The sequence below is a fragment of the Treponema paraluiscuniculi Cuniculi A genome, from assembly GCF_000217655.1.
Classification (GTDB): Bacteria; Spirochaetota; Spirochaetia; order Treponematales; family Treponemataceae; genus Treponema; species Treponema pallidum.
Map to the genome: position 1 here is coordinate 497,130 of NC_015714.1, position 12,793 is coordinate 509,922.

The window sequence follows — 12,793 nt, forward strand, 5'->3', positions numbered from 1 at the left end:
CGTTAGTCTGTTTTCCGACCTGGTCCAGGTGATTCTCCCTGGGGGTCGTGCTCGTGTTCTTTATATTTTTCTCGTACAGGGGTGGTTGTTGAGCGGGTTGCCGCGTGCAGGATGGTGTGTGCTTGGGTGAGCGGTATATGAATGGCTGTCGCTATGTCCTGGGGAGTTGCGCTCTGCAGGCTACGGAACGAACCGAAGTGAGCAAGCAGTCTGTGTGCGCGCACTTTGCCCACATGGGGGAGACGCTCAAAGCTTAAGACTAGCTCTTTCTTTGTGCGTAGATGCCGATTCCGTGTGATTGCAAAGCGGTGTGCTTCGTCTCGGATGCGTTGCAGCATATGCAGTGCAGGGTTGCGACGATCCAGAACTAGTGGTGTAGGAGAATTGGGGATAAATAGCTCTTCTGCGCGTTTTGCAAGACCTACAAGCGGGATGCTAAGACCAAGAGCGTCGAGGACATGCTGTGCAGCAGAAACGTGACCGATTCCCCCATCGACAAGGATAAGATCGGGCAGAGTGTAGCCCTCTGGTGTGTGGGTATAACGGCGGGCAATTGCTTCGCGCATCGATGCAAAATCGTCAATACGGGTGTCGTGCGCACGTAAATTAAACAATCGGTAGTTCTTTGTGTCGGGGGCCCCATTTTTGAAGCAAATGAGACTTGCGACAGTGTACTTTCCACCCAAATGGGAAATGTCAAATCCTTCAATGAGCGTTGGAATGCGTGCAAGATGCAGTTGCTTTTGCAATTCCTTGAGTGCATCGTCAGCGCCGCGATTTTTCAGATACCGAGTAATATCTTCATGAGCGTTTAACTGCGCCATGGCTAAAATGGCGCGGTGATGGGGAGTGTGCGCACTCTCGTGCGGTGTGTTTTCTCGTGTGCCTTCGCTTGCAGTGCAGGCGTCGTGTGCTTTTTGAAACGTATGCATGGTAGACGTTTCGTTGCAAGAACGTAACCCTGAATCTTGTACTGCATTGCTATTTTGCGAAGCTGCAAGGGTAGGAGCGTTTGTGGTGACAGTGGAAGAAGGGGTCTGCGGCGTAGGAAAGGTATGCAAAGGGATGAGCGTGACGGTACATTGTGTACCTGCTTTATGGCTGAGCCAGTGTTCTGCTAACCCTGCAGACGAGTGTACAAATAGATGTGGGGGTATGGTATGGTCGGAGTAGTAAGTGATGAGAAATTCTGAAAGGATTTCCTCTTCATTTTTTAATGAACGTGTGCGAAAAAGTTCTCTACCGTTTAATTTTCCTCCCCGCATGCGTAGAACGGCGAAGGTGACGATTGCTCCCGTGCTCGACCAGGCGATGTAATCGCGTGCACGTTCGTCCATGTCTTGAACAAGACTTTTGTGTGTAATACAGCGGATTGCCTGGATATCATCGCGTATGCGCGCGGCAGCTTCGAATGCTTCTTGGCGGACTGCTCGTTTCATGCGCTTTTCTAGACGCGCTGCAGTCGCGTCAATATTCCCCTCGAGCAGCAGGGTAATCTCATGTATGTCCTTTTGATATGTGCGTGGAGAGACCCATCCACAACACGGGGCATCGCAGCGCTTCAGGTGATAGTAGAGGCAAGGATTTTTTCTCTTCCGCAAGGTGGTGCACGTACGGATTTTATAGGTGCGTAAAATGAGTTTAAGAAAAGAATCGAGGATTTGCACGTCAGGGAAGGGACCAAAGTACCGTGCACCGTCTTGACAGAATTGGCGTGTGCGAAAAATACGCGGAAATGGCTCGCAGGTTAGCTTGAGCAGAGGATAGGTTTTCCCGTCTTTGAGACAGATATTGTAGCGCGGAGTATGTTTTTTTATGAGTGTGTTCTCAAGGAGCAGCGCCTCGTATTCGTGTTGTGTTTGTAGATATTCAAGTGCAGCGGCGCGCGACATCAGCACGCGTGTCTTTGGGTCGTGCCTGCAGCGAAAGTAAGAAGTGAGTCTTGTCCTGAGTGATTTTGCTTTACCGACATAGATGACAACGCCGTGTACGTCTTTCCATAGATACACACCGCTTGTAGACGGGGCACTGAGTGCCTGAATGCGCAACGTCTCCACGAGAGATTCAGAAGGACGCACGAGTCATGCCCCCACCAAGAATCGTGAAACTGTTTTTCCCGTCACGCGCAGAAGTATGCCGGCTTATTTTGGTTCTAACAAACATTCATACGCACGGCAAAGAAGTGGGTGAGCAGTGCCACACCTCCCGCTCCTGCCAGCATGGAAGTGTATACCACTGTACGCGCATTGAAAAAATAAAGTGTCATGACTGTTGCAGAAAAAGCACCCATGAGGAGGAATATACACAACGCAGCGATTAACCCGAGGAGTGGCAAGCGCGTGCGCATAGAAAAAGAAACATGCGCGTGTAACTGCAGCAGGTTAGTCATGTACAGCACGAGTGTCATGACACGCGCCAGAAGGTCAGGATCATTAAGTTGTGTATACACGTGCACAAAGAAAAACGACGTATACGCGCCGAAGAGCGCAGACACGCCCGATACGAGGGATACACGCTCAAGTGAGCGAGAAGTAAAGAGGAAAAACGGCAGGCAAAAGAGAGGAAAAACATAATCAAAAAGAAAAAAGCGCATCCACTGCTCTTCCACAAGGGCGGAATCCGGCGGATAGTACCCGAGAAAAAATGAACGAAGTAGGAGGAGAGGCACAGCGAGCACGGCGCCGTGCACAAACGAAATAAGTTCCTGAAGTGGGTCCCCAGCGTCCGCGAAAGAGGAAAAGAACAAAAGAGGCAACGAAATAATGAGAAATATTTCCACTATCGATACCGTAACCAACGGGACACCGCATACGGCGAAAGATCACCGCGGGTATGCGTTCGCCCATCAAAAGTGCGCCGCTTTACAGCACAAGCTCGCTTGGAATATCAGCGTTACTGTAGACGGCCTGAACATCCTCTTCTTCTTCGAGCCGGTCAATCATCTTCAATACCTTACGCGCAGTCTCCTCATCAAGCGCCAGGTACGTGTCGGGAACCATAGATATACCGGCAGATAGTGATTCCCACCCCTTGGCCTGAAGGGATTCGAGGACCGTCTCAAACGTACCGGGAACCGTGGTGACGGTGAGGACACCACCGGCGTTCTGTATGTCCTCAGCACCCGCTTCGAGGGCAAGCTCCATGAGAGCCTCTTCGTCAACCTGTTCGGAATCGTACTCTATAACTCCTTTGCGATTGAACATATAGGAAACAGATCCTGCCGAACCTAAATTACCTCCATTACGGGAAAACAAATTGCGCACGTTCGCGGCCGCGCGGTTTTTGTTATCGGTGAGCACCTCGACCAAAACGGCAACACCGCCCGGCGCATAACCTTCATAAACGAGCTCCTCATAGCTACTGCCAGACAATTCCCCCGTACCCTTCTTAATAGCCCGCTCAATGTTATCTTTAGGCATATTAGCGGCACGTGCCTTAAGGATTGCAGTCCTCAGACGTGGATTAGCCTGTGGGTCACCGCCTGCCATGCGGGCAGCAACAGATATTTCCTTGATAAACTTAGTGAACAACTGCCCACGCTTTGCGTCCGCAGCTCCCTTAGCATGCTTGATAGTGGCCCATTTACTATGTCCAGACATGAGATCTTTCCCCTAATGCCCGAAAATGTACGTACCGGAACGCGGGCGCCTGATGCTAGCACGGTGTGCGCTTTTCTCCAAGTCCCGCTGACGCATATTGCACGGCCCGCGTAATTACCGCGGGCTTAAGAAGCACAGACCTAGCACGTCGGCGCGTGTGCTAAATCAAACAGATCTGCGTAGGCGCGCAACACGCCTTCCACCTCTCCTGCTAATATGTGTTGTGCAAGCGTCTTGCCCAGCTGCACTCCTTCTTGATCAAAGCTGTTCAAGTTCCACGCAAATCCTTGAAACATAATCTTGTTTTCAAAGTGTGCAAGAAGTGCGCCGAGCGTTTGTGGGGTAAGCGCTTTAGCGTATAGCAGACTGGATGGACGCTCCCCGGAAAACGTTTTATTTGCATCCGCGTGCTCTTTTCCCCTGGCGAACGCGACAATTTGTGCAACGACATTTGCAAGGAGCTTCTGCTGACCGGTAGATCCACGGATTATCGGATCCTGCCCGAGCTGACTATGTTGAAAGGCAATGAACTGAAGCGGCACCACCGATGTTCCTTGATGCAGATGTTGGTAGAACGAGTGCTGACCGTTTGTCCCAGGCTCTCCAAAGATCACCGGGCCGGTCTTATACGTTATCGGAATGCCGAAGCGGTTAACACTCTTGCCGTTAGATTCCATATCCAGTTGTTGCAAATGTGCAGGAAAGCGAGCCAACGCCTGGCTATAGGGCAACACCGCGGTGTGCTCGTGTCCCAGAATAGTGCGCTCGTACACACCGATGAGCGCGTCAAGAAGTGCCGCATTACGCCGTATGTCCTGTTCCTGTGCTGCTCGGTCCGCCTCTGCCGCACCGGAGAGGAAGTGCCCAAACACCTGCGGTCCAAACGCAAGCGTGAGTACCACAGCGCCACAGACAGAGGAACTAGAGTAGCGTCCACCGATAAAATCATCCATGTAGAAGGAAGCAAGGTACTGGGGATTATTTGCAAGTGGACTGGTCTCGCTGGTAACTGCCACGAACTGTGTGTGCGGTTCCAGACCTGCTTGACGAAGGACGTGTGCGACGAAAAGCTCATTACTGAGTGTTTCAAGCGTCGTGCCACTCTTTGATACCAAAATAAAAAGCGTGGTCTCAAGCGGTAGTTTTGAGAGTACAAGCGCTGCGTCGTCTGGGTCCACGTTGGAGATAAAGTGTGCGCGCATCTTAACCGCCTGGTGCCTCTGTGCCCAACCTTCCAGCGCGAGATACAACGCCCGTGGACCGAGATCTGATCCACCAATTCCAATTTGTACAACGTCGGTAAACGGTGCGCCGCGAGACGTGCGCAGCCCCCCTTCGTGTACTTGCCGTGCGAACGCACATACTCTTTCGTATTCTTTTGTATAAAAGGCGTGCATATCGCGCACTTCGCACGGCAACGAGGCAAGCGATGACCCCTGCACGCCGAGGCGCGTTAGGTGATGCAGCACCTTACGTTTTTCCCCCGTGTTTATCTGTGTTCCTGCGCGCAGGGCGTCGTACTTTGCGACCAATTCCTGCTCGTCTGCAAGAGCAGCAAGCGCCGTGAGAATTTCTTCATTCACTGTTTTCGCTGCGTAGTGATAGCGCAGCCCAGCTCCCGCGTCGGTACAATAGCGCCGCACACGTTCTATCCCCTCTGGTCCACAGAGTACTGTCTTCAGCGACGGCGCACGAATCGCCTGCAGGCGGGCGTATGCGGCGCACTCGTCAAGATTTCTCCAATTCACTGCGCGTCTCCTTTTATCGTTCTACCCCCGTAGGGTTTACCTACAGACATATCGCCGGCTGTTCTATGTATCAAGACGCGGCACGACAATCGTCGCGAGTGCCGGGTTCTTTTCTAAATCTCTTTTTAATCCTGCTGCCCGCGCCTTATTGACATAGGTTGGATCCTGGAACGAGTAGGTAAAACGCGTGTGCACGTCGTATGTTCCCTGCATGAGTGCATACGTGTCCTCGGTCATGACCAATTCTTCATCTGTTGGGATTACCAGAATGCGGACGGGTGAATCGTCTGTACTAATTTCAGTTTCTGCATTGCGCGTGCGGGCGAGTTCATTTTTTCGCGCATCAAGTCGGATGCCTAGGTGTTCGAGTCCTGCGCACGCTGCTGCGCGTACGTCGCAGCACATCTCTCCAACGCCTGCGGTAAAGACAAGCGCGTCCGGCTGTTTACCCAAAGCTGCAACGTATGCGCCGAAGTATTTCCGGATGCGGTGTACCTCCATGTCAAAGGCAAGGCGTGCAAGCGCGTCTCCATTTTTCATGGCAGCACACACATCGCGTCGATCCACGTATTTTCCGGTGATACCTAGCAAACCGGACTGTTTATTGAGAGTGGTGTCGATGTCTGAGACAGACATGCCTGTTTTTCTCATAATGTAAAAGGCAAGCGCAGGGTCGCAGTCCCCGCAGCGTGTTCCCATAATCAGGCCTTCTAGCGGGGTGATGCCCATGGAAGTGTCAAAGCTGACACCATTTTTGACACAACACATGGAAGCGCCGTTTCCAATATGCGCAATGATTATGTTTGTGTCCTCAGCCCTTTTTTTGAGAATGACAGAGGCGCGCTTTGCAGTATAAAGAAAACTCGTGCCGTGAAAGCCGTAGCGACGTACCGCATATTCTTCGTACCACTGCCGGGGCACTGCGTACATGAAGCTAGCTTCTGGCATGGTTTGATGCCACGCAGTATCCATAATGGCACAGTGAGGAACTGAGGGGATGACCGCCTGGGCAGCCTCAATACCACGGATGTTTGCGGGGTTGTGGAGAGGGCCAAGGTCTTGAACAGAGCGAAACGTTTCTAGCACGTCAGGAGTCACAACGACAGACTTTACAAAGCGATCTGCTGCGTGTAGGACGCGGTGTCCAACTGCCTTGATAAGACTCATGTCGCTGATAACACCGACGTGCGCATCGGTGAGGGTGCTGATGATAAGCTGCACCGCTTCGGTATGGGTAGGGCAGGGACTTTCCCGAACGTGGTTCTCTCGGCCGTGCACCTCATGCGTGATAACAGATCCTGCCTGAGTAACACGCTCTACCACGCCGACGGCAATCACCGCACGCTCTGTCCAGTTATACACCTGGTATTTTACAGATGAACTGCCGCAGTTTAGCGTGAGGATAATCATAATACACCTCCACCGTTTTGGTAATTTCTCGGACACCGTAGCATACACGCAAAATGCGCCACTTTCCTACACCGTTGGCTTACACTGCTTACGCGGATATAGCCCCCGCAGCAGCGGTATCCAGCAACCACTGCGCTTTGGCAGTGTCCACGCGTGCAACGGGCACGGACGCGTGGGGATCTGACGCGACTGACGCGAGCATGTCCTGCTTTTCACGCCCGGTAACTACGACGTAAATTTCGTGTGCATTATTGATAAGCTGCCCAGTGAAACTCACACGTTTCTGACCGGTGTCTGGGTGAGTTGCCACGACGCAACAGCCGCTGTGGTCCCACAGCTCTATTTCATGAGGGAAAATAGACGCGGTGTGTCCATCCGCCCCCATACCCAGGAGTATAATATCAAAGCACGGCACGCCACGCTGCCTTGGGAGCCGTGCTTCAATTTCCTGTGAGTATGCGGCGCAGGCGCTCTCCGGGGCGTCTTCTCCCCTGACGCGAAACACCGCGTCAGGATTTATTTCCAGAGGCTCAAGGAGCGCACTATGGGTCATGTTGAAGTTACTCTGCGCATCCGTGGGTGGTACGCAACGCTCATCGCTCCAGAAGAAGCGGAGGCGCTTCCAATCAAGGTGGTGTCGAAACTCGTGCGCCCAGGTTCTGAAAATCTCCCTTGGAGTGGAACCCCCCGACAGGGCCAACCAGAGAATCTCTTGTGTTTTGAGTCGAGAATCAAACACCGAAACGAGGAACGCCGCGATGGCACGCGCATCCTCAAAAATATGCTTCTTCATGGGCGAACATCCTCCTCTCTCCCGCTACGTTCTAGTGTCGTTCAAGGCTCGGCATTACCGCTAGAGTCGGCAGGCAAAATCATCGCTGAGCAGCGTAGAAGAGGGGTGATGCCACCGTAGAGCACTCCCTTTGATCAGGTCGTCTGCAGCCTTCGGACCCCAGCTTCCTGCAGGGTACGTAAGTAGAGGACTCTTGTTTGATTTCCATGCGGCAAGAATAGGATCTATGAAGCGCCATGCAGACTCCACCGCGTCATCTCGATGATAGAGCGTGTTGTCTCCATTCATGCAGTCAAGCAATAGCCGCTCATACGCGCTGGGTAAGTGCGAATAGGTAAGAGCCGAATACTGAAAATCAACACTGACGGGAATAGTCTTGAACCCCGCGCCGGGCTCTTTGAGGTCGATTTTAAGCTGAATTCCTTCGTCGGGTTGAATGCGAATGACAAGCGCGTTGCCCTCGCGTGCGCACGGGCGTTCGATGCGCTCGAAAAGCGCGATGGGGAGCGTTCGGTAATGGACGATCACCTCAGTAACGCGCGTGGGCAAACGCTTACCCGTCCGCAGGTAGAAGGGAACGTCCATCCACCGCCAATTGTCGATGTAGCACTTGAGTGCGGCAAAGGTTTCAGTGCACGAGCGAGGGTCAACGCCTGACTCCTCAAGGTAGCCGGGGACGGCTACACCGCGTATCTTGCCGGCGACGTATTGGGCACGCACCGTATGCTGCATGACGTCGCGTTCTCCCATAGGGCGCAGGCAGTCAAAGACCTTTACGATTTCATCCCGTAGACGACTTGAACTCACGACGGCGGGCGCCTCCATCGCGATAATACCCAAGAGGAGTAACAAGTGGTTTTGGATCATATCGCGCAATGCACCGGACTGGTCGTAGTAACCGCCGCGGTTTTCGACACCCAGTGATTCGCTTGCAGTAATTTCAACGTAATCGATATGGGTCCGGTTCCATGTGGGCTCAAAAAGGGGATTGGCAAAGCGAGTGACCAGGATGTTTTGGACCGTTTCCTTACCCAGATAGTGATCGATGCGATAGGTTTGGTTTTCCTGAAAGTGGGCACGCAAGCTCGCATTAAGGTGCTGCGCGGTTTCTAGGTTGTAGCCAAAGGGTTTTTCAATAACTACCCTGCGAAAATTACCCTGTTCCCGGTTCAGGTGGTGCATAGCAAGCTGCGTGGGGATAGTTTCGTACAGGCTAGGGGGAGTGGCAAGATAGAAGATAAAGTTGCCCTCGGTGTGCAGCGACTGGTCGAGGGTGCGCACGTACGTGGCAAAGTTGGCAAAGGCGACAGAGTCAGTGGGATCGAACGAGAAGTAGTGGATTTTCTGCAGGAATTCGGTGAGGCGCGCCGGGTCGTGCGGTGTACGCACCGCATGCTTTGTGACCGCCTCTGCAAGCCGTGCGCGAAAAGACTCTGTAGACAGAGCCGTACGCCCTGCGCCGAGTATACCGAATGTACGGGGCAGGAGCTCCTGCTCAAAGAGATCCCAAAGCGAGGGGATAAGCTTCCGCGCGGCAAGGTCGCCTGAAGCGCCAAAGATAACCAGGATGTGCGGCGCGACCGTGCCGCTGCCACTGATTTTCCCCATAACCGCCCCTTCTTTCAACGGTGCGCACCACACCGGATGTGCCGCAGGCAGACCCTCCGCTCCCTAAGGCACTAAATGCGGAACACCGGCCCTATTTTTACCATGACCAGCGAGGTGCAGCAATACCCGGTCCATATGCTCGACCACGTCAGGTCCTGTCCATTCCCATTTGCGCCCTTTTTCAAATTCTTGGTGAGCGGCACGTTCACTCCGCTGCCGAAGGTGAAATCCAACCCAACGTGCTTGGTAAAGAAAATGAGGAAATCCAAATTTATCGGTATCCCCACCAGTTTGTCGTCCCGCGTAGAAAGGACATCCACGCCCAGAGACGGAATAAATGCAAAATTCTTGCCGCTGCGTATTGCCCAGCCCACCAAGAACTGCGCACGGAACATAAGAGAGGAGAGCCCCGCGTCTAATTCTGTCGTGAACGCGAAGCCGTTGTGCGCTATTACCCCCACTGCCAAACCGAGCGTCGGGGTGTATGGAAGAACCTCGGTCCTGCTGGCCGGTTCCTTTCCCCAGGGATGCGCCCCTACCTGTCCTACCTTCGGAGAAACAAATACCTCCGCCGCAAAAACGCCTGCCCCCATCCCGAGCACAGCGAGCAAAGAACCTACGCGCACCACGCACCGCGCCCGTACCCCCCCCCTCGCCGTGTGCCACTGTATACCCATACGATCTAACCCCAGCTGTAGGACACGCCCTACTGGGCCGATCTTCCCGCGTGGGGTGTGAGAGTGTCAAGCCCTCCCCCCTTCCTTGCGAAGAGGAGTATGCCAAACGGTGAGAAAAACTTGACGGCGCGCGCTAAACGCCTAATAATCGCCTCGCAGCCTTTAGAAAAAGGAGTAGCTCGTGATTCGCGCCCTCTTTTCCCTCTTTCGGTCCCTCCATGCAAACACGCACCCGGCAGACCTCGCGCATGCGGCAGCGTTGGCACTGGCCCTCGCGTTGCTTCCTCGGAGTTCTCTCCTGTGGTACCTACTGTTTGCCGTCTGCTTTTTTATACGGCTGAACCGTGGTCTGCTCTTGCTATCGCTCGTGCTGTTTGGTTTTGTCGTTCCTTCGTTCGATCCCTGGCTCGACAGCCTCGGCAATTGGGCGCTGTGTTTACCACGGCTGCAACCCGTCTACCGCGCCCTGATTGAGATTCCCTTCGTAGGGCTTGCGCGCTTTTACAACACTATGATTGCCGGCGGTCTGGTGGCAGGTGCGCTGTGCTATTTGCCGTGCTATGCTCTTGCACGCTGCGCGGTGACGGCGTACCGTACATACCTGTACCCTAAAATTCACCATGCGACGATTTTCTTTCTTGTCCGGAACGCCCCGTTGTGCAAAAGGTAAAGAAGATACTCAGCGTCAGGGAGAGGTTTTCATGAGCGATGATTCTACACCCAAGACGCCTTCGCGCCGGATTCGGCATACAGGAAGGAGGCGCACGCTGCATCGGTTCTTCTGCAAACGGTACACTCCCCGTTCTCTCAAGCGGTTCCTGCGCCGAATCCATATCCCTGCTGACCGCGCGTACTGCATGCGTTACCTTGCAGACCCCGTATCCACCCCTGTCCGTGTGTTTGGCCGCACGCTCCTTTCTCGCACGTATGTTCGCTTCGATCAGCAGGCTATCGCGCACTCAGCGGACCTGAAGCGGCTCAATGCCATTGCAGCGTCAATAGCAAAGCAAAGGGGGCGGGTTAATTTTTGGTCCCTTTCCATGGCTTGTGCGAGCGTCCTCGCGCTTCTCGGACTCGTGTACTTGATCCGGAATGTCATTGCTCGGCGTGTCGTTATCGGTGGTTCTGAGGCCGTCTTTGGTGCGCGGTGCGAAGCGGCAGTGGTAGATCTTGATCTATTCAACGCGCGCTTCCGCCTGAAGAACTATGCGGTGGCAAACAAGCATCATCCCATGTGGAATCTGTTTGAAATTGAAAATATCGATATCCACTTTGACCTCCTGGAGCTTTCGCGGGGTAAGTTCGTCTCACACACGATGGTTGTAGAGGGCGTGACGTGGAACACGCCGCGCAAAACGTCTGGTGCTTTGCCCCCGCGCCGCGCAAAACGTCAACGTGTGCGCAGTAGTAACCCGCTTATTGCAAAAATACAGGAAAAAGCGGCGGAGCTGGCCGCCCCCGTGTCTTTTGGCGCAGGGTTTTCTGCGCTCAAAGCGCAAGTGGACCCGCGCATTCTCCTTGAACGCGAGGTGAAGGCGTTAAAAACTCCCACCCTCGTACAGCACGTGGGTGCGCAGGCGCCCAAACTTGCAGAGCGCTGGACGCAGCGTGTGTTTGACGCACACGCCCGTGCGGAAAAAACGGTGGCGGCGATCCGTGCGGTGACTGAGCTTGACTTTCACGCTTTAAAAGACGTGTCGGCAATAAAACAAGGTATCGAGACGCTCGATAGAGCGCGCCGATCCACTGAGGAAGCCCTCGCTACTGCGCGCACTATCTCCCACGAATTGCAGCAGGATGTGCATTCGACATTGGGTCTTGCGCGCGAGTTCACCGCGGCGGTAAAGGCAGACGGTGCGCGCATCGCCCGTGCCGCGGCGGCTATCCGTGATATCCAGGCAGATGGAGGAAAGAAATTTATCTCTGGTCTTTGCACCGTCTTTTTGGCGCGGAGCTTTAGCCATTATTACCCCTATGTGGCGCAGATGCTTGATTATGTCCGGGGGTCGCAGCGAACACCGTCTGATGGATCGCCGTCTGCGGAGGCAGAAAAGACGGCTCAGAGCCTTACGACGCGCAAGCGCCTTGCAGGGAGTAATTTTTTGTTTGAGCGCAACGTCCCTTCCGTGCTGCTGAGAAACATTGGGGTGTCTGCCGCAGATCCGCAGACAAGATTTTCTGTTGCAGCCCGTGTGCGCAATGCGTCAAACGACGCGCACGGGTTTGGCGAACCGATTTCGTTCCTCCTGGACGTGGCTGCAGGCGCACAGGACGCCTCGCTGCGCGGCGTGGTGGATCTGCGCCGGGCGCATCCGGACTTAGTAGACGTCTCGTGCACTGCGCGGGGTATTCCGCTCGCTGTCCCGGCACCTGCAGAAGGATTCCCTGAGCTTTCTGGCGTGCTTGGACTGCATACGCAGGTGTTTGTGCGCAAAGATCACTCGGTGGAACTCAAGATGGGGGCACGTATTTCAGACAGCGTATTGCGCGCTGCGCCTTTTGAGCCGCGCGTGCTGTTTGACGTGTACGCGGATGTGTTGCGCCAGATACAGCAGATTGCGTTTGAAGCTACGGTGCGCGTCTCTGCAGAGGGTGCGTTGAGTATTTCGGTAGAGAGTGACGCAGATGGCGCGTTTGTGCGCGCTCTTTCCCGTGCATTTGCGCAGCAGGTGGACGCATTGCGCCGCGCGGTCATTGCAGAAGGGGAGCGATTTCTTGCTCAGCAACGCCGCGTGTACGCACAGGAAATTGCGCAGGTAACGCAGCTCGTTTCCCGTGCGGAGGACGCAATTGCCCAGCTGGGGGTGTCTTCTCGCGTGATACAGCAGAAACGGGCTGAGGCGGAGCGCCTTCTGGAAGCTGCAGCGCGCAAGGCACTGGGGGAGGTGACTAAGCGTGCCGCAGACGAGCTGCAGAACAAGGCGCGAGATGCATTCCGCTCCTTTTTCTAGGGGAGTG

10 protein-coding genes are annotated in these 12,793 nt (G+C 54.3%); 2 read left to right on the forward strand and 8 right to left on the reverse strand.

Features of this window, described 5'->3' with window-relative positions:
* Positions 1–2: 2 nt before the first annotated feature.
* The 8 genes from uvrC to TPCCA_RS02325 form a co-directional block, all read right to left on the reverse strand.
* Positions 3–2,078, reverse strand: a complete 2,076-nt coding sequence (gene uvrC, locus TPCCA_RS02290) for an excinuclease ABC subunit UvrC (RefSeq protein ID WP_013945120.1) — start codon at positions 2,076–2,078, stop codon at positions 3–5.
* 74 nt (positions 2,079–2,152) lie between these two features.
* Entirely contained in the window at positions 2,153–2,797 is a 645-nt protein-coding gene (locus TPCCA_RS02295; protein WP_013945121.1) for a hypothetical protein, read from the reverse strand.
* Positions 2,798–2,861: 64 nt separating this feature from the next.
* Positions 2,862–3,599, reverse strand: coding sequence for a YebC/PmpR family DNA-binding transcriptional regulator (locus TPCCA_RS02300; RefSeq protein WP_010881923.1), 738 nt, complete (start codon positions 3,597–3,599; stop codon positions 2,862–2,864).
* A 140-nt stretch (positions 3,600–3,739) separates the two neighbouring features.
* Entirely contained in the window at positions 3,740–5,347 is a 1,608-nt protein-coding gene (locus TPCCA_RS02305; protein WP_013945122.1) for a glucose-6-phosphate isomerase, read from the reverse strand.
* A gap of 63 nt (positions 5,348–5,410) precedes the next feature.
* Entirely contained in the window at positions 5,411–6,757 is a 1,347-nt protein-coding gene (locus TPCCA_RS02310; RefSeq protein ID WP_010881925.1) for an acetate kinase, read from the reverse strand.
* Positions 6,758–6,845: 88 nt separating this feature from the next.
* A complete protein-coding gene (pgl, locus tag TPCCA_RS02315; protein WP_013945123.1) occupies positions 6,846–7,550 on the reverse strand; it encodes a 6-phosphogluconolactonase in 705 nt (234 codons plus the stop codon).
* A 60-nt stretch (positions 7,551–7,610) separates the two neighbouring features.
* Positions 7,611–9,158, reverse strand: a complete 1,548-nt coding sequence (zwf, locus tag TPCCA_RS02320) for a glucose-6-phosphate dehydrogenase (protein WP_013945124.1) — start codon at positions 9,156–9,158, stop codon at positions 7,611–7,613.
* Positions 9,159–9,229: 71 nt separating this feature from the next.
* The gene (locus TPCCA_RS02325) at positions 9,230–9,835 is read right to left on the reverse strand and encodes a DUF2715 domain-containing protein (RefSeq protein WP_013945125.1); all 606 of its coding nucleotides are present in this window, start codon (positions 9,833–9,835) and stop codon (positions 9,230–9,232) included.
* Positions 9,836–10,016: 181 nt separating this feature from the next.
* Between TPCCA_RS02325 and TPCCA_RS02330 the strand changes: the two genes are divergently transcribed.
* Both TPCCA_RS02330 and TPCCA_RS02335 read left to right on the forward strand, forming a co-directional pair.
* Positions 10,017–10,505, forward strand: coding sequence for a DUF2062 domain-containing protein (locus tag TPCCA_RS02330; RefSeq protein ID WP_010881929.1), 489 nt, complete (start codon positions 10,017–10,019; stop codon positions 10,503–10,505).
* A gap of 370 nt (positions 10,506–10,875) precedes the next feature.
* Complete coding sequence (locus TPCCA_RS02335) at positions 10,876–12,786, forward strand: TIGR03545 family protein (protein ID WP_338064256.1); 1,911 nt, start codon at positions 10,876–10,878, stop codon at positions 12,784–12,786.
* Positions 12,787–12,793: the final 7 nt, after the last annotated feature.